Origin of the sequence: Gilliamella sp. B3172 (assembly GCF_026536465.1) — a bacterium.
GTDB lineage: Bacteria > Pseudomonadota > Gammaproteobacteria > Enterobacterales > Orbaceae > Gilliamella.
Genome location: NZ_JAFNOA010000006.1, coordinates 22,038 through 46,241, shown reverse-complemented (window position 1 = coordinate 46,241; position 24,204 = coordinate 22,038). Strand labels below are relative to the sequence as shown.

Annotated in this window: 17 protein-coding genes and 1 other RNA gene; 2 read left to right on the top strand and 16 right to left on the bottom strand. The window is 34.9% G+C overall.

Translation table 11 applies throughout. From position 1 onward, the window contains the following. Positions 1 to 31 precede the first annotated feature (31 nt). From J3U37_RS07915 to J3U37_RS07900, 4 genes are all read right to left on the bottom strand, one after another. Positions 32 to 1,501, bottom strand: a complete 1,470-nt coding sequence (locus J3U37_RS07915; RefSeq protein WP_416379998.1) for an exopolyphosphatase — start codon at positions 1,499 to 1,501, stop codon at positions 32 to 34. Between the two features lie 64 nt (positions 1,502 to 1,565). Then, entirely contained in the window at positions 1,566 to 3,623 is a 2,058-nt protein-coding gene (gene ppk1, locus J3U37_RS07910; RefSeq protein WP_267329667.1) for a polyphosphate kinase 1, read from the bottom strand. A 102-nt stretch (positions 3,624 to 3,725) separates the two neighbouring features. Beyond that, on the bottom strand, positions 3,726 to 5,138 hold the full coding sequence (gene pykF / locus J3U37_RS07905) for a pyruvate kinase PykF (protein WP_220219580.1): 1,413 nt from the start codon (positions 5,136 to 5,138) through the stop codon (positions 3,726 to 3,728). A gap of 324 nt (positions 5,139 to 5,462) precedes the next feature. Next, complete coding sequence (locus J3U37_RS07900) at positions 5,463 to 5,873, bottom strand: META domain-containing protein (RefSeq protein WP_267329668.1); 411 nt, start codon at positions 5,871 to 5,873, stop codon at positions 5,463 to 5,465. Positions 5,874 to 5,945: 72 nt separating this feature from the next. Here J3U37_RS07900 and hrpA point away from each other — a divergent pair, with 72 nt between their 5' ends. Then, positions 5,946 to 9,818: an ATP-dependent RNA helicase HrpA gene (hrpA, locus tag J3U37_RS07895; protein ID WP_267374198.1), complete on the top strand. Its 3,873-nt coding sequence runs from the start codon at positions 5,946 to 5,948 to the stop codon at positions 9,816 to 9,818. 68 nt (positions 9,819 to 9,886) lie between these two features. On the opposite strand, the gene J3U37_RS07890 is transcribed toward hrpA, so the two are convergent. Beyond that, the gene (locus J3U37_RS07890; RefSeq protein WP_267374196.1) at positions 9,887 to 10,918 is read right to left on the bottom strand and encodes a YdgH/BhsA/McbA-like domain containing protein; all 1,032 of its coding nucleotides are present in this window, start codon (positions 10,916 to 10,918) and stop codon (positions 9,887 to 9,889) included. A gap of 53 nt (positions 10,919 to 10,971) precedes the next feature. Beyond that, positions 10,972 to 11,685: a fumarate/nitrate reduction transcriptional regulator Fnr gene (gene fnr, locus J3U37_RS07885; protein ID WP_220219584.1), complete on the bottom strand. Its 714-nt coding sequence runs from the start codon at positions 11,683 to 11,685 to the stop codon at positions 10,972 to 10,974. Positions 11,686 to 12,811: 1,126 nt separating this feature from the next. On the opposite strand from fnr, the gene J3U37_RS07880 reads away from it, so the two are divergent. Next, positions 12,812 to 13,279, top strand: coding sequence for a hypothetical protein (locus J3U37_RS07880; RefSeq protein ID WP_267374194.1), 468 nt, complete (start codon positions 12,812 to 12,814; stop codon positions 13,277 to 13,279). Positions 13,280 to 13,558: 279 nt separating this feature from the next. On the opposite strand, the gene J3U37_RS07875 is transcribed toward J3U37_RS07880, so the two are convergent. The 10 genes from J3U37_RS07875 to thrS all read right to left on the bottom strand — a co-directional run bounded on the left by J3U37_RS07875 (position 13,559) and on the right by thrS (position 23,990). Continuing rightward, positions 13,559 to 15,502, bottom strand: coding sequence for a peptidase U32 family protein (locus J3U37_RS07875; RefSeq protein WP_267374192.1), 1,944 nt, complete (start codon positions 15,500 to 15,502; stop codon positions 13,559 to 13,561). Positions 15,503 to 15,614: 112 nt separating this feature from the next. Further along, a complete protein-coding gene (htpX, locus tag J3U37_RS07870) occupies positions 15,615 to 16,487 on the bottom strand; it encodes a protease HtpX (RefSeq protein WP_220219587.1) in 873 nt (290 codons plus the stop codon). Positions 16,488 to 16,679: 192 nt separating this feature from the next. Next, an RNA gene (gene ffs, locus J3U37_RS07865) (signal recognition particle sRNA small type) lies at positions 16,680 to 16,775 on the bottom strand. A gap of 150 nt (positions 16,776 to 16,925) precedes the next feature. Then, positions 16,926 to 17,219, bottom strand: coding sequence for an integration host factor subunit alpha (locus J3U37_RS07860; RefSeq protein ID WP_220219588.1), 294 nt, complete (start codon positions 17,217 to 17,219; stop codon positions 16,926 to 16,928). A 4-nt stretch (positions 17,220 to 17,223) separates the two neighbouring features. Continuing rightward, positions 17,224 to 19,611 (bottom strand): phenylalanine--tRNA ligase subunit beta, encoded by a 2,388-nt coding sequence (gene pheT, locus J3U37_RS07855; RefSeq protein WP_267374189.1) that lies wholly within the window; start codon positions 19,609 to 19,611, stop codon positions 17,224 to 17,226. Between the two features lie 16 nt (positions 19,612 to 19,627). After that, entirely contained in the window at positions 19,628 to 20,611 is a 984-nt protein-coding gene (gene pheS, locus J3U37_RS07850; protein ID WP_220219590.1) for a phenylalanine--tRNA ligase subunit alpha, read from the bottom strand. A gap of 218 nt (positions 20,612 to 20,829) precedes the next feature. Next, entirely contained in the window at positions 20,830 to 21,183 is a 354-nt protein-coding gene (rplT, locus tag J3U37_RS07845) for a 50S ribosomal protein L20 (RefSeq protein ID WP_024496189.1), read from the bottom strand. 32 nt (positions 21,184 to 21,215) lie between these two features. Continuing rightward, the gene (rpmI, locus tag J3U37_RS07840; protein WP_065557738.1) at positions 21,216 to 21,413 is read right to left on the bottom strand and encodes a 50S ribosomal protein L35; all 198 of its coding nucleotides are present in this window, start codon (positions 21,411 to 21,413) and stop codon (positions 21,216 to 21,218) included. A gap of 84 nt (positions 21,414 to 21,497) precedes the next feature. After that, positions 21,498 to 22,037 carry a translation initiation factor IF-3 gene (gene infC, locus J3U37_RS07835; RefSeq protein ID WP_065612958.1) on the bottom strand — a complete coding sequence of 180 codons (540 nt, stop codon included), beginning with the start codon at positions 22,035 to 22,037 and terminating at the stop codon, positions 21,498 to 21,500. A 27-nt stretch (positions 22,038 to 22,064) separates the two neighbouring features. Continuing rightward, positions 22,065 to 23,990, bottom strand: a complete 1,926-nt coding sequence (gene thrS / locus J3U37_RS07830; RefSeq protein ID WP_220219591.1) for a threonine--tRNA ligase — start codon at positions 23,988 to 23,990, stop codon at positions 22,065 to 22,067. Positions 23,991 to 24,204 lie beyond the last annotated feature (214 nt).

The window sequence follows — 24,204 nt, the reverse complement described above, 5'->3', positions numbered from 1 at the left end:
CCAGTTAAACTGGCGGTTTTTTTTTGAGTGATTAAAACATTTCAATCGATAATTTCCAATCGTTAACCGATTTCCAATATTTCTGCTCCTGCTCTAAATCAAGCAAGATTAATTTATTATTTTCAACAAACTTTTCGTTGAGTTCTATCGTCAGTTTGCTCAATTTATCACTGTTTAATTTTAATCTAAATGCAGTGATATCCAGATCGTTATTACGCTGGTTATTAAATAACACGGCAAGCCGCAAAATCTGCAATAACGAGATGATATGTTTGTATTCGAATAAACTAAAATAGGGCAGTTCATCAATGTTAATTGACTTTCGGTGATAACGAACAAGGGTAGACAATAAAAGTTGTTGTTCTTCATTGAATCCGGGTAAGTTACTATTTAACAGAATATAACTTGAATGTTTGTGTATTGATGAAAAATTTATTTTCAGTCCCACTTCGTGAAGCTGCGCTGCCCAATAGAGGATTGATTCTAAATGTTGCGGAATATTAGTCGAAGTTTGAGCTTTCCATTGTGAAAAAAGATACTTTGCCGTTTTAACCACTTGTTTAGCATGACGTTCATCAATGTTGTAATGCTGAGAGAGTGATTCTGCTGTTGTTTGTCTTATATCCCGATAATTTGGACCGTCGATCAGTTCATACAAAACCCCTTCACGTAATGCGCATGGGCTAAATTGAAGCTCTTGTAAGCCTAATGCGTTAAAAACGCCACTAAAAATTGCTAACCCGCTGACGAAAACGTTTTTTCTTTCTTCAGAAAGTGATGGATAGTCAATTTCATGAAAAGACTTGAATTCTAAGATATAACTGATTAAATCATCCAAACGTTTAGGCGTAATGATACCGTCGCTGACACCTAAATCTAATAATATTTTGTAAATACTTTTAATTGTGCCGGAAGTGCCAAATGCGGCACTGATATTTTGTCTTTTTATTGTGGTAATAAGATTTTCAATTTGTTGTTCAGCTGCCAGTTTGGCTCGTAAAAATGAATATCGGTCAATGGTCTTTTGTGGAAAAAATTGCTTAGTGTAAGTAACACAGCCCATTGGTCGACTTGCCACAATAAATGGTTTGAGATCGTTTCCTCGACCAATGGCAATTTCAGTCGATCCACCACCAATATCAATAACAAATTTGGTATCATCTTCGGCGGTTGCTTCAGCTGTCATGGTACCTAAATAGATTAAACGGGCTTCTTCTTGTCCGGAGATAATTTCAATCGGGTAGGGTAGAACCTTAGCCGCTTCGGCTAGAAATTGATGCCGATTGCTGGCAATGCGCAACGTATAGGTAGCAACAATTCGAACATTTTCCGGGGGAAATCCATTTAGCCGTTCAGCAAAGAGAGCAAGGCACTCAATACCTCTTTTAATACTTGACTCACTTAGCTCATAGAATTCATTTAAACCGGTAGCTAAATGAATATTTTTTTTATTTTTGTAAATAATTTGTGTAGCACCATCTATACAACGTGCAATGACCATATGAAAACTATTCGAGCCGAGATCAATAACTGCATATTCATCAAATTTATTCACGTTCAAATCCTTAACTTGCCGATTCTAATTGTTTTAGATAATCATAAATTGCCCGCTGTGCTCGCACTTTCTTTTTATTACCTCTTTGGACATAATTGTTCATATTATCTTTATCGATAATTCGAGCTTTGACATTGTCATTACACTGAATATTGAAAATATTATGAATAGTGGATTTTAATGTCAGATCAAATATTTTTACTCCGACCTCAATCCGGTTATCAAGATTTCTAGGCATCCAATCGGCAGATGATATGTAGGTATCTTTATTACCGTCATTTTCGAATATATAAACTCGAGCATGTTCGAGATACTGGTCAACAATACTGGTTACATAGATATTTTCACTTAAATTAGGAATTTGAGGAACGAGTATACAGGTACCTCGCACAATCATGCGTATTTTCACGCCAGCACATGAAGCTTTATAGAGTTGATTTATCATCTCTTTATCAGTTATTGCATTGAGTTTGAGATAAATGCCTGAAGGTTTCCCGGCTTTGGCATTATTGATTTCTCTTTCAATAAATTCATGAAAGCGTAATCGTGTATTTTGTGGCGAAACTAATAAATGGTGAAAAGTTACCGGCTTAAATGGGTTTTCAATAAAGTTAAACACTTTTAGCACTTCACCAGTGATTGCCGGATCTGCCGTTAGTAATGAAAAATCGGTATAAACTCTTGCGGTTTTTTCATTGAAATTTCCCGAACCAATGTGGGCATATCTTACTATTCTGTCGTCTTCTTTTCGGTCGATCAAAAATAGTTTTGCATGAATTTTTAATTTTGGCTGAGAATAGATAACTTTAATTCCGCTACTGATTAATCGTTTTGCCCATTTGATATTTGCTTCTTCATCAAAACGTGCTTGTAACTCAACCACAACCGTCACTTTTTTACCATTATTTGCCGCATTAATCGCAGCATGAATAAATCTTGAATCTTTAGCAACACGGTAGATGTTCATTCGAATATGCGTAACAGCCGGATCAAAAGAAGCTTGTCGCATTATTTCCAGAACATGACCAAAAGAGTAATAAGGATAATACAGCAAAACATCACGATCGTTGATTGTGGCAAATGCATTTCTAAATTGTTTAAAACGATTATAGGCAAGACTAGGCAAACGTTTATTGAGCAGATGTTTAACGCCCAGATCCGGAAAATTAGCAAGATCTTTAAAATTTGGATAACGCCCACCTGGCATGGCATCTTGCTCAGTTAATCTTAATTTATTAATCAGTAATTCAAAAAGCGCTTTGGGCATATCTTTTTGATAAGTAAAACGAACCGGCTGGGCGGTTAATCGTTGTTTTAATCCTTGTGACATTAATTCAAGCAGGCTATCTAATTCCGTATTCAACTCGTATTCGGCGTCTCGATTTATATTGATTGAATAGGCGTTTAATTCTACAGCATCAAAAAAAACTTTGAATATATCGGATAAACAATAACGTAAAATATTATCAAGAAAGATAATTGATTTGTTTTTGGTTGAGAATTCAGACGGTAACAATACAAAACGTGGTGCATTATCAGTCGGTAATTCAAGCAACGCATAACTAATGCTATCTTCACATATGATTTCAACAGCTAAATAGGCATGGTCATCTTTTAAGAATTGAATGAGTTCAGTATGGCTATCGAGTAGAATAGGGGTGATGTATTGCCTTAAGTTTTGTTTGTAATAATTTTTTATCCAATTTTCTTGATAAGAGGTGAGTTGCCTTTCGTTAATCAAAAAAATCTGATTTCTTGCCATTTCTAATAACAGCTCGTTATAAAGCTGATCGAATTGTAATTCCAGCTGAATGACTTTTTGATTAACTTGACGTAATAAATTTTTTGCTGTGGAGGAAGATTGAACTTGTTCTTGCTCAATTAAGACATACTTTTTTAAATTAGCAAATTGTACTTTATAAAACTCATCAAGATTACTTGAGTATATTCCTAAAAATCGAACACGTTCAATAAGCGGGTTACTTTCATCAGCAGCTTCTTGTAATACGCGTTGATTAAATGATAACCAACTTAGTTCTTTTGGTAAATATACTGTTTCTTCTATCATTTGTTATCTCTTACCATACAATTATTTGATGTATTACAGAATAACTTAAGTGAAAAAAAAAGCTAGCAATACGCTAGCTTTTTATTATTTATTTAACAAAAATTAGATACGGTGTACTGATGTTGTGTTAGTTGTACCACTTGGTACTAAAGCACCAGAAACCATAACGATAGTATCACCTTGTTGTAAACCACAAACCTTAACGGCCATTTCTTTACCTAAACGATAAAAATCATCAGTCGAATTAATGGCATCGATTAAAATTGGTTGCACACCTTTAGATAAGGCTAATTGGTTAACTGTTTTTTGGCTAGAAGATAGCGCTAAAATTTTAGCTTTAGGGAAATAGTGACGAAGTTCGCGTGCTGATTTACCACTGCGAGTTGCAACCACAATGAGTGGTACATTTAATCGTTCAGCAATTTCAACTGCACCACAACAAACAGCTGCAGTGATGCGCAATTTTTCTTCTTTGGCTGTTAACTCTAACGAAGCAGGAATGGTGATATCGGTACGCTTACAAATGGTTGCCATTACATTTACCGTTTCAAGCGGATACTTACCTTTAGCGCTTTCGCCAGATAACATTACTGCATCGGTACCGTCGATGATCGCATTAGCCACATCACCAGCTTCGGCACGAGTTGGACGTGGGTTTTTAATCATTGAATCTAGCATTTGTGTAGCTGTGATCACTGGTTTAGAAGCTTTATTACATTTTTTAATCATCATTTTTTGGGCAAAAATAACTTCTTCAACAGCGATTTCAACACCTAAGTCACCACGAGCAACCATGATACCGTCAGATGCTTCAAGGATTTCATCAAAATTATCCAGACCTTCTTGGTTTTCAATTTTCGATATAATTTTGATGTCTTCACCACCGTGAGCTTTAAGATGAGCACGGATATCTTCAACATCAGAACGTTTACGAATAAAAGAAGCAGCAATAAAGTCTACGCCTTGTTCACAACCAAAAATAAGATCGTTTTTATCTTTTTCAGCAAGAGCAGGTAATTTGATTGAAACACCCGGTAAGTTGATACCTTTATTTTCACCTAAGTCACCGTTGTTCAATACTTTACAAATTACTTCATTACCTTTAACTTCTTGAACATCCATAGCGATCAAACCGTCATCGACTAATACTCGGTTGCCTGGTTTAAGATCATGAGCAAAACCTTTATAAGTTACAGCCACACGCTCTGAATTACCGACCACAGTTTCATCCGTTGTAAATGTGAAAGTTTGCCCTGCAACAAGCGATACGTCATTACCACCTTCTAATTTGATAGTCCGAATTTCAGGCCCTTTAGTATCTAACATAATAGCGGCTTTTAAGCCAGTTTCTTGCATTACTTCACGTAAATTTTTAATACGATTACCATGCTCTTCATAATCCCCATGAGAGAAGTTTAAACGCATGACATTCATGCCTGCATTTAATAATTTTGCTAACATCTCTTTTGATTCTGATTTAGGGCCAATGGTACAAACTATTTTTGTCTTTTTCATAATATTATCTACTAGTTGTTAAGGTTAATGTTTAAATTTTATATAAATCGGTTTTGTACAAAAAAAAACCAATGTCTTTGCATTGGTATGAATGGTATATAAGAGGTTATAAATAACTGATAAGTAGTTATTCAACATAATTAAAATATTTGAAGAATTGGTCATTTTCATCAAAATGTGGATCCTAAAAAAACTTTTGCCATTATAGTCTTAACTCTATTTTAAATAAAGTTTTTTATCATTAATTATTTCTTAACACAATATTATCAAATACAGCCAACTCAATCATTTTGGCAAAAGTTACAAGGCAAGTTTGACTTTTAATTACATCAAATCTTTTAATTGGTAGACTAATTCATTATTCTTATTTTTTAAGGTTAAAGTGTCTTTATTTAATTCGACATTGGCACCTTCAGTAAATAACGCTTCAATGGTGGCATCGAGTTCATTAAGTTTTGTATCGGGACATAGCATTTTTGTCATGGCCAGCCCCGGAGCTTTAAGGATCTGATTTTCAAAAGTTGCATTAGCAACAAAACGATTACACATGTTACCCATAATATGCATATTTTCGCCAAATACGATTTCGGCTGGATTTTCCGGAGAGATGCTTTCACCATTTGCTTTGACCAATATAAAACGGTGATGTTGCAAATCTTCGGCCTTAACTTTTGTTGATTCACCACAGCCCGACATGATTAATGCACAAGTAATTAGCAATAAGGTCTTTTTCATATTGACTCCTAATGATAAATAAAATTTGTTATAATTAGTTTAATTAAAAATAATTCTTATATTTTACTCCTTATGTTATCTCAGCAGCAATTAAAATTCTTAGAATCGATGACTTTCTTAGATAAATTTAAAATCTCTAAACTGGCCAAACATAATCAAAATACGGCAGAAATTGATTCGCTTATTGATCAAGCTGTTTTGCATTACCAAACCAGGCTCAAAACGTTACCAGAACAGATTGTTTTTCCGGAAAATTTACCGGTTGTCGAAAAAAGACAGGATATCTTTAATGCGATAAGAGATAATCAAGTTGTTATTATTGCCGGCGAAACCGGATCGGGTAAAACCACTCAAATTCCCAAAATATGTTTAGAGTTAGGTTTAGGTGTTAAAGGGTTTATAGGCCATACACAACCTCGACGATTGGCAGCACGCTCTGTCGCTAATCGGATTGCTGAAGAGTTATATACAGAAATAGGGCAGCTAGTCGGCTATAAAGTAAGATTTTCTGATCAGGTAAGTGATACAACATTAATTAAATTAATGACTGACGGCATTTTATTGGCTGAAATTCAAAAAGATAAACTTTTATTGCAGTATGATACTATTATCATCGATGAAGCACATGAAAGAAGTTTAAATATCGATTTTATCTTAGGTTATTTAAAACAATTACTACCTAAGCGACCCGATTTAAAAGTCATTATTACCTCGGCAACCATTGATGTTGAGCGATTTTCAAACCACTTTAATCATGCTCCGGTTGTTGAAGTATCAGGTAGAACCTACCCGGTAGAAGTCAGATATAGACCGCCTATTTTTGACAATAACGATAGTGAAGTTGAAAAAAATAGCGATTTTCAGCCAATTATCGATGCTATTGACGAACTTTCAGCAGAAAGTAACGGCGATATTTTAATATTCCTAACCGGTGAACGTGAAATTCGAGATCTTGCCGATACGCTTAACAAGTTGCAACTTCGTCACACTGATGTATTACCACTTTATGCAAGGCTGTCAAACTCTGAGCAGAATCGAATATTTCAATCACATACGAAAAGACGAATCGTGCTTGCCACCAATGTTGCTGAAACATCATTGACGGTTCCGGGTATTAAATATGTGATTGATCCCGGACTTGCTAGAATTAGTCGATATAGTTACCGCACAAAAGTACAACGTCTACCTATTGAACCAATTTCACAAGCTTCAGCAAATCAACGAAAGGGGCGTTGTGGCCGAACCTCTGATGGGATCTGTATACGTTTATATGATGAACAAGATTTCCTATCACGACCGGAATTTACAGAGCCGGAAATTCTTCGAACTAATCTTGCTTCGGTTATTTTACAAATGACTGCTCTGGGTTTGGGCGATATAGCGGCTTTTCCTTTTGTTCAGGCGCCGGATTCTAAATATATTCGTGACGGTATTCGTTTATTAGAAGAACTTGGTGCCCTTTATACTAAACATCATCGATATCATCTTACTGATATCGGTAAAATTTTAGCGCAATTACCCATTGATCCTCGATTAGCCAGAATGTTAGTTGAAGCAAGAAGGTTGGGTTGTACTAAAGAGATCATGATTATCACCGCAGCTTTGTCTATTCAAGATCCAAGAGAACGGCCATTTGATAAACAACAAGCTTCTGATGAGAAGCATCGCCGCTTTGCTGATAAACAGTCAGATTTCATTTCATATATCAATTTATGGAATTATATTAAAACTCAACAGCAAGAATTATCGGGAAATCAATTTAGGCGACTTTGTCAAAAAGAGTTTTTAAATTACCTGCGAATTCGAGAATGGCAAGATGTCTACACTCAAATTAGGCAAACTATTAAACAGTTAGCTTTTCCAATAAATAGCCAGTTAGCTGATTATCGTTCACTGCATGTTGCTTTATTATGTGGATTACTTTCACATGTTGGAATGAAAGAGCTGGAAAAACATGAATACATTGGCGCTCGCAATATCAAGTTCGCTATTTTTCCCAACTCGGCAATTTTCAAAAATCAGCCTAAATGGTGTATAGCAAGTGAATTAGTTGAGACCAGCCGCTTATGGGGAAGAACGGCGGCCAAGATCGAAGCGGAATGGATTGAACCTGTCGCTAAACATTTGGTGAAATATAGTTACAGTGAACCAAGGTGGTCTAAAAAGCAAGGAACGACAATTGCTAATGAAAAGGTCACTTTGTTTGGTCTACCTATTGTTGCAAGCCGAATAGTCAATTATAGCAAAATCGATCCGGTTTTAAGTCGTAGCCTGTTTATTCGACATGCTCTTGTTGAAGGGGATTGGTTAACCAATCATAAATTTTATAAACAAAATCAGAAATTAATAGAAGAGGTTGAAGATCTTGAACATAAGTCCCGACGTCAAGATATTTTAATTGATGATAATGAGCTATTTAATTTTTATGATCAGCGTATTGATAAGTCGGTGATATCGGCAAAACATTTTGATTCATGGTGGAAAACTAAGCAAAAAACGGATCCGGATTTTCTTAATTTTGAGAAGAATATGCTGATAAATCAATCAGCTCAATCAGTTAACTTAAATGATTTTCCTGATTTTTGGTATCAAGACCAATTAAAATTACCGCTAAGTTATCAATTTGATATCGGCGATAAACGTGACGGTGTCACAATAACGATTCCCATTAATATTTTAAATCAAGTTAAAAATCGAGGTTTCGATTGGCAAGTTCCTGGTTTTCGGGAAGATCTAGTAATAGCTTTAATTAAATCATTACCTAAATCATTAAGAAAAAATCTGGTGCCCGCACCAAATTATGCTCAAGCTTTTTTAAATCGGGTAGGGGCTACTGATCAACCATTACTGGAAACCTTAGAAACTGAATTTAGGAAAATGACTGGGGTGAAAATTACCAATGAAGATTGGCAACTAGATCAAATTCCGGATTATTTAAAAATGAGTTTCAGTATTGTTGATAACAATAAGGAAATTGCTTTCGGTAAAGATTTAGATAAACTTAAAGAACAGTTGAAAACTCAAGTACAACAAGCATTATCTTCATTAACCGAAAAAAAATCGATATCGTTAGAGCAAGATAATTTAACTGACTGGAACTTTGGTACTTTACCGCACATCTACGAAGCGAAGCAGAAAAATTATGTCGTTAAAGCTTATCCAACTATTATAGATAATCAAAACTCTGTCAGTATTAAATTGGTTGATTCAAAACAAGAGCAACAACGCTTAACTAAATTGGGGTTAAGGCGTCTTCTTATATTAAATATTCCTTCACCAATCAAATATTTGCATGAAAAGTTGCCGAATAAATCAAAATTAGGATTATATTTTAATTCATTTGGTACAGTTCTATCGCTAATTGATGATTGTATAGCTTGTGCTGTTGATTATCTGATTGAAAAAAATAACCAGACCATTGAGAATCAGGAACAATATCAGCAGCTTTTAGATTATACTAAGGCTCACATTAATGAAACCGTCGTAGATATTGCTAAACAAGTAGAATCTATTTTAACTCTCCACTTTAATATCAATAAAAAGTTAAAAGGACGAGTTGATTTATCATTAGCTTTTGCTTTATCTGATATCAAACAACAAATAAATAATCTGATATATAAAGGATTTGTAGCAAAATCGGGCTATCATCGACTTAATGATATTCATCGTTACTTATTAGCCATTGAAAAGCGTATTGAAAAATTAATGCAAAATGCGTCAAAAGATAGGCAAGCGATGAATACAGTGGAAGAGGTCAAAAATCTATATGAAAATTGGCTAAATAGTTTGACTGAAAATCAACGATTACAACAGCAAGTAGTAAATATAAGATGGATGATTGAAGAATTAAGAGTCAATTTATTTGCTCAACAACTTGGTACACCTTATCCTATTTCAGCCAAAAGAATTAAACAACAGATTGATCAGGTCAAATCGGAGCTTTAAAAGCAGTGGGTGATATTAAATTAAGTTAGAAAAAGTAGGGCGCACAGGCGCCCATTTTTGTTTTGATATTATCGATATAGATCGACAAAAACAGTGATATTTGGTCCATTCGAATCGTGAGCAACTCGCGCTATATGGTAATATTTAGCACCAGCATCAATCGCTCGTTTACCTGCTTGATAAGAAATTTCTTGATCAGTCACATAGTATCCTCTGAACTTGATCGTATTAAATGCCACCATTTTAGCTGCTGTAGCATCGTTAAGCTCTTGAATTTTACGACCATCAGGAAGAGTGACAGTGTAACGATTTACGCGTTGCGGTTCAACCGGAACTGCTGAAGCAGTTTGAGTTGAAGTCGAGGTTGTCGCTGTTTGAGTGGTTGTTGTTTTATCAATAACTTTATTATTGAATTTTTCAGCATAGAATTTTTCATTAAATGATGATGGTGAGTAATAGCCCGGTTTTTCAACCTGCATAGCGGCTTCACCACCTTGAGCTAATGCTTGTTGCCCAGCTTCAGAATCATAAGGAATTGCATTTTCTGGTTGTAGTTTACGCTCCGGCGCATCTTTCTTAAATAAGTAAGCTGCAACTTGTAAATTACTTCCTAACTCTGTTCGTGAGTCGATATAAAAGGCATAAGCGCCATGACTTGCAGCTTCTTTAGCTATAGCTTGGTTGATGTCATAATCAGTAGGGAAGTAGCCACGAATACGGACAATATCAAAAGGTTCTAATCGAATAGCTTTTGATTTAGGATATTCATACACACCTTCAAATTGACGAAGACTTTCTTCTTTTTCAATCGCTTTAGGTGCATCTGCTTTATATAATTTAGCGTAAACTATACGTAATGTATCATTTGAAGGGCTTATATTTGTTGTAGTGATATAGAAAGAAGCGGCTCCTTCTTTATCAGCTGCTTTAGACATAGCCATTATATAATCACTATCTGTATAAAATGCACCACGAATAGTGATACTTTTAAATGATTGCATGCTATTTGCTTGTTCTTCATTTAGTTGCTGGGCAGCAAACGAAGAGATAGGGACTAGTGCGAGTGTAGCAGCAATAAATGTTTTCTTTAAACTTGTCATAAATAAAGACCTTACAATAAATATGTTGATAATTTTAGCATAAAAATAAAAATTTATTTAGCCAAATCCATTAGAGCATTTAGGTTATTGATAAATATATATTTTCCTTTCGCCGATAAAATATTCTGCTCTTGAAATTTTGATAGATTACGGCTAACAGTTTCGATGGTTAATCCTAAATAATTAGCAATATCAGCACGACTCATCGACAATTTAATGTTTAAAGATGAATGGCCTCGTTGTTCGTAACGTGTGTAAAGAGAGTATATAAAAGTCGCCAATCGTTCATCAGATTTTTTCTGAGAATAACATAGCACTAATTTCTGAAAATTATGAATATCAGCACTCAATAAGTTTAAAACCATATCTCTAACATTTTTGTGAGTATGGAATAGCGACATTAATTCATCATAATTGAGTTCACAAACCAAAGTATTACTCAAAGCTTGAATATTGTTGTTATATACCTTAGTTGAAATAGCATCTAAGCCAACAATATCGCCGGGTAAATAAAAGCCATTAATTTGTTCATTTCCTTCAGGTGTTACAACAAATGTTTTTAATGCACCGGAATGAATGATAAAGAATTTAGTAAAAGGCGTTTTGGCTTTTATAAGAATTTCATTTTTTAAATAAGATTGCTTACGTTTTAAAACACTATCCAACGTATTATTAAGCAACATTGGAATACAAAATGCTCCCATACTGCATAACTCGCATGGTACAGCACAACTTTTTGAACGTAATGTCTTATTTATAGTTTGCATACAATCCTTAAGGGGAGTGGTTTCTAAATTTGGTGATAAGGTTACCATATTTTGAGATAAAACGAAATTTGTTCGATCATGTTTATTTAACTAAATGATGTGACAGATTGCGGAGATAGTATCGATTAAAACGAAATGATATTATTTAACTTCTAATTTCATTATTTAACATAATATACATTATGCGCACCAATATAGATTCATAAGAAAAGGGCTAAATCATGCCACTAATTTAAAAATTTGTGGCATTTGATACCAATCTGGAATCGGACAATCAGAAACTTCAACTTTTCTAATTTCACGTACAGCAACTGGACTAAATTTAGCTATCTGGATGATGCTGTAAAATATATAATAAATAAAAGTTAATAAATTGCTCATGAAAATAAGCAATAAATTTTACTGTTTACTCTTGAATTTAAATTATTTACCGTGGGAAACCACGTTAAAGTTCGGGTGTCACTGAACATCCGAACTCTAACCCCCCCAAAATTAATAAGGTATATATATGAATTATTATAAGGAGGCTTTCTTCTAACTATTTAATAAATTAGGAGAAAGTATGTTAAAACTAAAAAAACAATTTTCAAGACGTAGTATACATAAAACTATTATAGGCGACATTGAATATTATACTTATGTTCATAGTGAGTCACATAAACATTTCAGCACTAAACAAGAAAAAAGTGCCTATTGCATTCACATGATTGAATATAAACAGTATAAACTAAAAATTAGGCCGTCAAGGGGAAGTAATATAGCCAATCCTTGGGATGATTACCCATCCTACGTATATAAGATGTCAAAAAGCTGGAAATATAATTCAAAAAGAAAGAAACAATATCATAATTAGTACGCATAATCTGCCGTTATGCTAAATTCTTGACTGTTAGCCACCTGCGGTGGCCAACATTATACAGCCTACGAATTAAACATAACGGCATTAACATTATGCGAACTATTTTTTTATAGAAATTATCTGATTCTATTAATTTTCTTAAATTATTAAATAGAATCATTCTCCACATCTATTTTTCTTTAAAAAATAATTATACTATGATACAAAATTTCGATCTTTTATAAACGTTCTAAAATTATAAAGTCATATAATAAAAGGAAATTAGGAATGAAAAAAATATTAATTATAATTACTTTAATGTTCAGCTCAATACTTTATGCCAACCCAGCTCCATTTGGACTTGAAATTCATAAAACTACATTAAAAGAAGCACAGGAAAAATATACTTTAATTGACAATGGAATTAATTATTATTCCAAAGGACCAATGTATACGATAAAAAACAGCGAACTACCACTTGATGCCTCAAAAGTAACGCTTATTTTTTCAAAAGATGAAAATATACTACTATCTGTTTCAGCAACATTTAATAAATCTAAATTTGAATCATTGTATGAAAATTTATCAAAAAAATACAAATTATTATTCGTAGACAATCAATATGCTACATTCACAGATGACCAAACTATTATCCATCTATATGTTCCCCATATGTCTTTTGATTCAACTGTTGAATATATTTTTAATGAATTTGATAATTTGAAAGAAGCAATACATATTGAAAAAATAAATTAAATTCGCAGATGAATAGAAATTTTTTTAGCGTGTTTTCTTTTAAAAAAACGTTAGTAAGTCCCCTATTTTCCATTATTACGCACTTAATTTGATAATTATAATTAAATCAAATAGTTAAAATTCAAATAATGTATATTATGTTAAATAACAACATTATTACGAACTAAAATGACACCTTTTTATATTCGCTTATATTCGCTATTTATCGCTAAAATTCTTAAATAGATGATTGGTTATAATAATTATCGAATAAATAATAATCCGATAATTATCAATATGTTAATCATTACTTGTCAGTAAAATAACTTCACTACCAGGCAATGGCATTTTTAAAATATGCTTTTTGATTTTGCCCCAAACCTGCATTTCACAAGCTTTACAATTGAATTTTAGAATCAATTCTTCGTTATTTTGAACTAATTTCATTGGCGTAACTTTGGTTTTAACGCCCTGAATTCCTTTGGCTTGTTTTGGACATAAATTGAACGCAAATCGTAAACAATGTTTGGTAATCATCAACGGTGCATCATCTTTAATTTGATGCGCTTCATAAGCACTTTCAATCAATGTCACGCCATGCTGATTATAAAATTCTCTGGCTTTATGATTGTAAACATTGGCCAAAAAAGTTAACTGATTTTCCGGATATATTGGCGCTGGTTGAATTTCGGGTTTACGTTTTTTCGGTTGATAATTTGCTAATCGTGCTGTAGTGAGATTAGTAATAATATCTCGTCTTAGTTGATTAAGTTGGCTACTAGGAATGAAATAGACCGTTTCAAGTTCAATCTCTAAATGCGATAAATAATAAATAGTCTGTCCAAGTTTGGATAAATTATCCTTAATATTTTTTATCGCTTTCTCGGGTTGTTGGGCAAGATCAAATTCGCCATGGAGCTCTAATTGAACGTTTATCCCCTCTTCACTTTTAGCGACTAATTGGATACCTTTATCGCAATTACGTAATGTAAAGGTTAAGCCTATACGGCGTTGGCTGGAATCTTTAAGTAGATTTTGTTGCCATAGGTGATCTAAATTGCGATTGATGACATAGGGCAATTTAACCGAAAAAAGAGGTTTTGGGATTTCATTAGGAAATACTCGATAAAGATTAGTTGATAGTTTTTCCACGCGATCGGCTCGAAAACCAAAATTTTCACGCTTAATCAGTACATTAAGCCCGTCACCATTGGTTAAGATTTTGCTGGTGCTGATGTCGATACTTTGCTTTGTTACTTTAATAATTTCACCAATTTGTAAGCCGACAAATTTTGGAGAATCAAATGCTCCTATATCTGGCTGTCGGCCACGAACAAAGTAATCGGTACTGCCTCTATGGAATGTTCGATCAGGATCGGGGGTGAAAAAGTGTTCAGTTTTTCCACTTGATGCTGGACGAAAATCAGATGAATTAGATAAGATATCATCTAATTTTTGCCGATAAAATGACGTAATATTTTTGACGTAACTTACATCTTTATACCGCCCTTCTATTTTGAACGATCTTACGCCTGCTTCTATAAGCTGTTTTAAATTATTTGACTGATTATTATCTTTCATTGATAAAAGATGTTTTTCATAAGCGACAATTCGCCCTTGATCATCTTTTAAAGTGAAAGGTAATCGACATGCTTGAGAACAATCACCACGATTTGCACTCCGCCCTGTTTGTGCATGGGAAATATAACACTGACCGGAAAAAGCCACGCAAAGTGCGCCATGAATAAAAAACTCGATATTGGCATCGATTTGCTGATGAATGGTTGCTATTTCGGTTAAGTTAAGCTCTCTGGCTAAAACGATTTGAGAAAAACCAACATCCGATAAAAATTTTGCTTTCTCCGGTGTTCGGATATCCATTTGCGTACTGGCATGTAAATCGATTGGTGGAATATCTAAATTTAAAATCCCCATATCTTGTACAATTAACGCATCAATGCCTGCATCATATAGTTGCCAAATTAGTTTCCTTGCCGGCTCTAGCTCATTGTCATGTAATATGGTGTTTAAAGTGACAAATACTTTAGCGTAATACTGATGAGCAAACTCGACTAATTGCGCAATATCGCTAACTGAATTACCGGCGTTATGGCGTGCACCAAAATTAGGCCCACCAATATATACGGCATCTGCGCCATGTAAAATGGCTTGTTTGGCAATTTCGATATTTTTAGCCGGGCTAAGTAGTTCTAATGTATTCGTAGCGTTTTTAGGATGCAACATGGTTACGTCTCATGAATGGTAAATAATGGATAGATACAATTTGGCAAACATTGGGAACATTACCCATGTTTGCCAAGAAGTTTCAGAAAACATATACGTTTAAGTAAAAAAACTAACCGATAAATGATTGATTACGTAAAGCATCAATACGTTTATCTAAAGGTGGATGTGACATAAACAGTTCTGAAAATTTGATTTTTTTAGCACCATTAATACAAAATGCAAGGATTGAAGCTTGTTCAGTTGGTTCATGGCTGACTTTCAATTTTTCAAGAGCAGCGATCATTTTTGTTGCGCCGACTAGTTTCGCTGACCCGGCATCAGCCTTAAACTCTCTGTAACGTGAAAACCACATTACGATAAGACTCGCTAAAATACCAAAAATGGTTTCAAATACCATAACAATTAGGAAATAAACTAAATGAGAAGGAACTTTGCTGTCACGTTCATTAAGCGCTTGAGAAACAGCAAAAGATAATAAGCGAGAGATAAAAATCACAAAAGTATTAAGCACACCTTGTAACAAAGTCATTGTTACCATATCACCATTGGCTATATGGCTCATTTCATGACCAATTACTGCCTCGGCTTCATCTTGTGTCATTGAATTTAATAGTCCGGAACTGACAGCAACAAGCGAGTTATTTTTGGTTGCACCGGTTGCAAAAGCATTGATATCAGAGGCATTGTAAATAGCAACATCGGGCATATTAAGCTTAAGCTCAGATGATTGACGGCGCACAACATCAATTAACCATTGTTCTTGAGCCGTTCTTGGCTGAGTAATGATTTTCCCCCCAACAGAACTTAAAGCAATTTTTTTGGATAATAGTAAAGAAATGAAAGAGCCACCAAAACCAAAAATGCCAGCAAAGATAAGCAATCCTAAGGTACTATGGGCATCAACATGTAATAAACTTAAAATGATACCAAATACAAACATAACAGCTAAGTTAGTTAGAATAAATAATCCAACTCGCATCATAAACATATCCTCAATAATTGTTTTTATTAATATATTAAATTAGCTTTTTATATGATCTCAAAAAAGGTCAAAAGCGACAACTGATTTAATTTCAAATTTAAATATAATTAATTATTTGCGGATTTATTATGCAATGATGATTAGGAGTATGAAGAAGGAAATAAATTCAAAATTAAATAGGTTGGGTGGAGACTCTATCAGCCACATCCCACACACATATTTTTTACTTTGGCTGCTTCCTTCCGGACCTGACCTGATGAGCAAAGAAATGTTGCAAGAGGACCCATAGAGCCTCCATAGAAGAGGCAGTATTATGCTTGAATATTTGAAATTTTACAACTATTTTTTTGAATAAAAAGACTAATCGGCCTTTCTTAAGCCTTAAACAAAAGAAAGGCGATTATTTGCAAGAATGCTTATAGAATTAATTCAACAATATTAAATTGTTAGATTTTTTTCTATACGCTCTCTAAATTTAATGCCAGGTCTGAATGTAACCACTCGACGAGCTGAAATATCAACACTTTCACCTGTTTTAGGATTACGTCCAGGACGTGAATTTTTATCACGTATGGCAAAATTACCGAAACCTGATAATTTAACTGGCTCGCCTTTTTCTAAAGCGACTCGAATCTCTTCAAAAAAAAGTTCAACAAGGACTTTAGCTTCTTGACGATCGATATCAAATTTCTCGGCAAGACGATCTGCTATATCAGCTTTAGTTAATGTCATATGATTATTCTCTTAATATGGCTTTGAAACGATTTTGTAAAGCAATAACGCATTTGCTTACAATGTTTGTTATATCTTCTTCTTCAAGTGTACGTGATTTGTCTTGTAAAATCAAACTGATAGCAAGGCTCTTTTGATCAGCTTTGATATTATCACCTTGATATACATCAAATAAACTAACTTTGATAAGTTGCTCGCCACCGGCACGCTTACACTCAGCAATAATATCTGCTGCTGGAACTTTGTTAGAAACTACAATAGCAATATCTCGCTTATTTGACGGATACTTAGAAAGGTCTTGAGCAACAGGTACTTCTTTACCATTAATTTTAGCTAAATTTATTTCAAAAACAAGCGATTTACTATTTAAAGATAATTTTTTTTCGATTTCTGGATGTAAAACCCCTAAATGTCCGATAAGTTCGTTGTTTATGTAAATTGCTGCACTTTGTCCCGGATGTAGTGCTTCAAGATCAGATTTCTTAAACTCAATCTCTTCGGTACAACCTAATAATGAAAAGATAGATTCTAAGTCCCCTTTTACATCAAAAAAATCAACATTTTGTTTAGGTAATGCCCAATGTTCATCATATAAATTACCGGTTACAACACCGGATAACATTAATTCTTGACGAACACCAAACTCACATTTTTCATCCGGTATAAAACGCAAGCCCGTTTCGAATAAACGAATACGTGATTGTTGACGATTTTGATTATATGCTACTGCGTCTAATAATCCTGACCATAATGATAAACGCATTACTGACATTTCACTTGAGATTGGGTTAGGTAAAACTATGTCTTGCTGAGCCGGGTGTAGCGTTCGTTGAACTTTAGGATCGACAAAACTATAGGTCACTGCTTCTTGATAGCCCATATCTACGAGTAAATCTTTCACTCGACGCAATGAAATTTGGCTTTCCGGTTTCGGTTTCATGACAGATTCAGTTTTCATGTGCTCATTTGGAATATTGTTATATCCATAGATACGAGCAACTTCTTCAACAAGATCTTCTTCAATCTGTAAATCAAAACGCCAACTTGGTGAAGTAACTGTCCAAAGATCATTGGTATATTCAACAATACAGCCCAATCTTACTAAAATATCTGTAATTTTTTGCGTTTCAATTGCATAACCAATAATGCGATCTATCTTTTCTCGACGCAGTTTTATGGTTGCTTGTGTTGGTAGTTCATTTTGATTAGTAACATCAACAATAGGCGCTACCTCACCACCACAAATCTCGATAAGCAACTGAGTTGCTCGCTCCATTGCAGCATGTTGTAAATACGGATCAACCCCACGTTCATAACGATGTGAAGCTTCAGTGTGTAAACCATATTCACGAGCTTTACCGGTTATTGCCAATGGTGCAAAAAATGCTGATTCAAGGAAGATATCTTTGGTTGAGTTTGTTACGCCCGATTTATCGCCCCCCATAATACCGGCCATTGCTAATACTTTCTGATGATCGGCAATAACAAGTGTTTTATCATTTAGTTTTACTTCGTTACCGTTTAATAAAACAAGTTTTTCACCTTGCTGAGCATAACGAACAATAATGCCTGAATCGATTTGTGCCAAATCAAATGCGTGCATCGGGTGACCTAGCTCTAATAATACATAATTAGTAATATCAACAACCGCATCAATTGAGCGAATGCCACCACGACGTAATTTCTCTTTCATCCAAAGTGGTGTTGTTGCAGTAACATCAATGTTTTTTATTATTCGGCCAAGATAACGTGGAGCGGCTTTAGGTTCATTGATGTTAATTGGTAATGTATCAGCAATTGTAGCTGGAACACTTTCAATATTGAGCTGTTTCATTGGAATATTGTTAACTGCGGAGATATCTCGGGCAACACCAATGATACCAAAACAATCAGCCCGATTAGGCGTAACACTAATATCGATCATAACATCATTAAGGTTTAGATATTCACGGATATCTTGTCCTAAAGGTGCATCATCAGGCAGTTCAATAATACCGTTGTGATCTTCAGAAATACCTAATTCTGAATATGAACAAAGCATACCTTCTGAAGGTTCGCCACGTAATTTGGCCGCTTTAATTTTAAAATCACCCGGTAGCACCGCTCCAATGGTTGCACATGCAACAGTTAAACCTTGACGACAATTTGGTGCACCACAAACAATATCGAGTAATTCAGGTTTGCCAATATCAACTTTTGTTACACGTAGTTTATCGGCATTAGGATGTTGTTTACATTCAACTACCCTTCCAATAACGACACCCGAAAAATCACCGGCAACTTTTTCAACATCATCGACTTCCAATCCTGCCATGGTTAATTGATCGGCTAACATCTCGCTACTAATTTCTGGATTGATCCATTCACGTAGCCAACTTTCACTAAATTTCATGTTTTGATCTCCAGAATTAATTAAATTGTTTTAAAAAACGTAAATCATTTTCAAAGAAAGAACGTAAATCAGTGACACCGTAACGTAACATAGTTAACCGTTCAATACCCATACCAAAGGCAAAACCACTATATACGTCTGGGTCGATACCCACATTACGTAAGACATTTGGATGTACCATTCCACAACCAAGCACTTCTAGCCATTTACCATTTTTAGCCTTAATATCGACTTCGGCAGACGGTTCAGTAAACGGAAAGTATCCCGGTCTAAAACGTATTTCCATATCTTCTTCAAAAAAGCAATGGAGGAAATCATGTAAAAGGCCTTTTAAGTGTGTGAAGCTGATATCTTTATCAACTAATAGCCCTTCCATTTGATGAAACATTGGAGTATGGGTTTGATCATAATCATTACGGTAAGTTCTTCCTGGTGCAATAATTCGAATCGGTGGTTTTTGACTTTCCATTGTTCGAATTTGTACCGTTGAAGTTTGAGTACGTAATAAACGTTTTGCATCAAACCAAAATGTATCGTGATCGGCACGTGCAGGATGATGAGCAGGAATATTTAATGCATCAAAGTTGTGATAATCATCTTCAATTTCTGGACCGGTTTCAACAGCAAATCCCAATTCGCCAAAAAACTCAACTAAACGATTTATTGTTTTAGTAACTGGATGTAATCCACCTAATTCAAGCGTTTTACCCGGTAAGGTGATATCGATTGTTTCATTAGCTAATTTTGCATCAAGGGCTTGACGCTCTAGAAAGCTGCGTTTTTGATTTAATATTTCAACGACTTCTTGTTTGGCATCATTAATTTTTTGACCGACAGCCGGGCGCTGATCAGCAGGAACATCACGTAATGAAGCCATTTGCATTGTAAAATAGCCTTTTTTACCAAAATATTCCACCCGAATCTGTTCGATAGTATTAATGTCATTAGCACTTTCAATAGCGGATTTGGCGTTGTTTACCAGTTCAACTAATTGAGACATACAGTTCTCCTGCTTATTGTTCATTACATAAAAAAAGCCTCTTCTGAGGCTTTTATAATTATTTTTCGTTTTTTATTTATGCCTCACGAACGATGATTGTTAACAAAGCTAAAAAAGAAACGAAAAATAACTAATTTCATGTTTAATCTACTCTTAATAAAATATTTTACTCTAAATATAAACATAAAAGCCGAGATAACTCGGCTCTTATAATGCTATTAAAGTGCAGCTTTTGCTTTTTCAACTAATGCAGCGAATGCATTTTTATCAAATACAGCGATATCTGCAAGGATCTTACGATCGATTTCAATAGATGCTTTCTTTAATCCATTAATAAAACGGCTGTAAGAAAGACCACATTGACGTGCAGCTGCATTGATACGCACAATCCATAATTGACGGAATTGACGTTTACGTTGACGGCGGTCACGGTAAGCATATTGTCCTGCTTTGATTACTGCTTGGAAAGCAACACGATATACACGTGAACGAGCACCATAATAACCTTTTGCTTGTTTTAAAATTTTCTTGTGACGTGCACGAGCAATAACACCACGTTTAACACGAGCCATAAACTATATCCTCTAAATAATTAACCAATAAATTAAGCGTATGGAACACACGCAACAACTAAACCTAAATCGCCTTTTGACACAGTAGTCAAACCACGTAAATGACGTTTACGCTTAGTTGATTTTTTAGTTAGGATATGGCTTTTGTTCGCTTGTTTATGCTTAAAGCCACCAGAAGCTGTTTTTTTAAAGCGCTTTGCTGCGCCTTTTACAGTTTTAATTTTAGGCATTTTAATAATTTCCACTTCGCATTGTTAATAAAAATAAAATAATGGTGTAATGATTAGTAAACTAAAAATTAGCTTGTTGAACCACTATTTCTTCTTCGGCGCTAGCACCATAATCATTTGACGACCTTCGATCTTAGTTGGATAAGATTCAATGATTGCCAAATCAGCTAAGTCTTCTTTAATGCGATCAAGCATTTCAGTTCCTAACTGTTGGTGAGCCATTTCACGTCCACGAAAACGTAACGTGACTTTGGCTTTATCGCCATCTTCAAGAAAGCGAATCAGGCTGCGGAGTTTTACCTGATAGTCGCCTTCATCTGTACCAGGTCGGAATTTAATTTCCTTAACCTGAACAACCTTTTGCTTCTTCTTCTGTTCTTTTGTTGCTTTACTCTTTTCATAGAGGAACTTGCCATAATCCATAATTCGACAAACAGGCGGCTCTGCATTAGGGCTTATTTCAACTAAATCTAATGTTGCTTCTTCAGCTTGTTTTAAAGCTTCATCTAAGCTAACAATACCGAGCTGTTCACCGTCAACGCCGGTTAACCTCACCTCGCGAGCAGTTATTTCATCATTAATTTTATGCGCGCGTGTTGACTGAATTCGTTTACTGACTTTAATATCTCATTCCTCCAAAGTAGTTTATCTTTAATTCATTTGTTCTAATGAACGGGTATGAATTTCGTTAAGCAACAATTCTATAACATGTTTCACTTCAAAGCTACCAAGATCTTTACCTTGACGAGTTCGAACTGAAATCGTACCAGATTCCATCTCTTTGTCACCACAGACAAACATATATGGAACACGTTTTAGAGTATGCTCACGAATTTTAAACCCAATTTTCTCATTTCTCAAGTCTGCTTTTGCTCTAATTCCAACTTTTTGCAATTCCTCGGCTAATTGTTTAGCATAATCAGCTTGTTTATCGGTGATATTCATAACCGATACTTGTAACGGTGCAAGCCATGTTGGGAAGAATCCGGCACAGTCTTCGATTAAAATCCCCATAAAGCGTTCCATTGAACCTAAAATAGCTCGGTGGATCATAACAGGGGTATGGCGTTCGTTATCTTCACCTACATAGGTCGCATCTAAGCGTTCGGGTAACATAAAGTCTAGTTGAACAGTACCACATTGCCATGCACGGCCTAAGCAATCATGTAAGGTAAATTCAATTTTTGGACCATAAAATGCACCTTCACCCGGTAAATATTCAAATTCAATTCCGTTTTCCGTTAGGCACTCTGCTAAATCTTTTTCAGCCAGATCCCATGTTTCATCTTTACCAATTCGTTTTTCAGGTCGAGTTGATAATTTAACAGTAATGTCGGTAAAGCCAAATGTACTATATGTATCATAAACCATTTTGATACAGCTATTGACTTCACTGCGGATCTGATTTTCAGTACAGAAAATATGTGCATCATCCTGAGTAAAACCACGAACACGCATTAAACCATGTAATGAGCCTGACGGTTCGTTTCGGTGACAACTACCAAACTCAGCCATTCTTAGTGGTAAATCGCGATAAGATTTTAAACCTTGATTGAAAATTTGAACATGTCCCGGACAGTTCATTGGTTTGATACAATATTCACGATTTTCAGATGACGTAACAAACATTAACTCTTTATAGTTACCCCAATGGCCTGTTTTTTCCCATAAAACCCGATCCATCATAAATGGACCTTTAACTTCTTGATAGTCATACTCTTTTAATTTGGTACGCACAAATACTTCAAGTTCGCGGAAAATAATCCAGCCATCGTTATGCCAAAACACCATGCCTGGCGCCTCTTCTTGCATATGATAAAGGTCTAGTTGTTTACCTATTTTACGGTGATCTCGTTTTGCCGCTTCTTCTAAAAACTGTAAATAGCTTTCAAGCTGTTTTTTATCAGCCCATGCAGTACCATAAATACGTTGTAACATTTTGTTTTCGCTATTACCACGCCAATAGGCACCGGCTACTTTTTGTAGTTTAAAATGGTGGCAAAAACGCATATTTGGTACATGTGGACCACGGCACATATCAATATATTCTTCATGATGATAAAGCGCAGGGGTTGAATCTTTTGGAATATTTTCATCTAAAATAGCGATTTTATACGGTTCACGGCGTTCCCAAAAGACTTCTCTTGCTCGTTCCCAGCTCACGACTTCTTTAATGACATCATAATTTTTCTTAGCCAGTTCATGCATTCGTTTTTCTAATGCATCAAGATCTTCCTGAGTTAAAGAGTGATCTAAATCGACATCATAATAAAAGCCATTGTCAATTGTTGGACCAATAGCCATTTGAGTATCTGGCCATAATTGTTTGATTGCATGCCCTAATAAATGCGCACATGAATGGCGGATGATTTCAAGTCCGTCTTCATCTTTAGCCGTAATAATCGCTACCGTTGCATCGTGATCAATAACATCACAAGCGTCTTTACGTTCACCATTAACACGACCTGCAATACACGCTTTAGCCAGTCCGGCACCTATACTTTGGGCAACCTCTAAAACAGTTACGGGTTTATCAAATTGACGTTGGCTTCCGTCAGGAAGAGTAATAATTGGCATAATAAATCCTTATAACAGTGGTGCGCCACACGAAAGCGCACATGCGTACATAAATAAATAGACCGTGTATACTATCACTTATCATAATCATTTTAAATAGGCTTAAACTTGATTTAAAAATAGATTTTTAACTTATCGTATAAGTATAAAGTGAAAAGACATAGTAGAAGTGAAATTGCCTAGCTTTAATCATTTGGGAAAAAAGCCAGGCGTG

What these genes read in the sequence shown, in the direction of transcription:
- J3U37_RS07890 (WP_267374196.1), bottom strand. Translation starts at nt 10,918, where the DNA reads ATGACAAGTTTAAAGAAAACATTTATTGCTGCTACACTCGCACTAGTC.
- rpmI (WP_065557738.1), bottom strand. Translation starts at nt 21,413, where the DNA reads ATGCCTAAAATTAAAACTGTAAAAGGCGCAGCAAAGCGCTTTAAAAAA.
- J3U37_RS07860 (WP_220219588.1), bottom strand. Translation starts at nt 17,219, where the DNA reads ATGACATTAACTAAAGCTGATATAGCAGATCGTCTTGCCGAGAAATTT.
- J3U37_RS07915 (WP_416379998.1), bottom strand. Translation starts at nt 1,501, where the DNA reads ATGGTCATTGCACGTTGTATAGATGGTGCTACACAAATTATTTACAAA.
- fnr (WP_220219584.1), bottom strand. Translation starts at nt 11,685, where the DNA reads ATGCAAACTATAAATAAGACATTACGTTCAAAAAGTTGTGCTGTACCA.
- pykF (WP_220219580.1), bottom strand. Translation starts at nt 5,138, where the DNA reads ATGAAAAAGACAAAAATAGTTTGTACCATTGGCCCTAAATCAGAATCA.
- pheT (WP_267374189.1), bottom strand. Translation starts at nt 19,611, where the DNA reads ATGAAATTTAGTGAAAGTTGGCTACGTGAATGGATCAATCCAGAAATT.
- rplT (WP_024496189.1), bottom strand. Translation starts at nt 21,183, where the DNA reads ATGGCTCGTGTTAAACGTGGTGTTATTGCTCGTGCACGTCACAAGAAA.
- thrS (WP_220219591.1), bottom strand. Translation starts at nt 23,990, where the DNA reads ATGCCAATTATTACTCTTCCTGACGGAAGCCAACGTCAATTTGATAAA.
- J3U37_RS07900 (WP_267329668.1), bottom strand. Translation starts at nt 5,873, where the DNA reads ATGAAAAAGACCTTATTGCTAATTACTTGTGCATTAATCATGTCGGGC.
- J3U37_RS07875 (WP_267374192.1), bottom strand. Translation starts at nt 15,502, where the DNA reads ATGTTGCATCCTAAAAACGCTACGAATACATTAGAACTACTTAGCCCG.
- pheS (WP_220219590.1), bottom strand. Translation starts at nt 20,611, where the DNA reads ATGTCTCAATTAGTTGAACTGGTAAACAACGCCAAATCCGCTATTGAA.
- ppk1 (WP_267329667.1), bottom strand. Translation starts at nt 3,623, where the DNA reads ATGATAGAAGAAACAGTATATTTACCAAAAGAACTAAGTTGGTTATCA.
- htpX (WP_220219587.1), bottom strand. Translation starts at nt 16,487, where the DNA reads ATGATGCGAGTTGGATTATTTATTCTAACTAACTTAGCTGTTATGTTT.
- J3U37_RS07880 (WP_267374194.1), top strand. Translation starts at nt 12,812, where the DNA reads ATGAAAAAAATATTAATTATAATTACTTTAATGTTCAGCTCAATACTT.
- hrpA (WP_267374198.1), top strand. Translation starts at nt 5,946, where the DNA reads ATGTTATCTCAGCAGCAATTAAAATTCTTAGAATCGATGACTTTCTTA.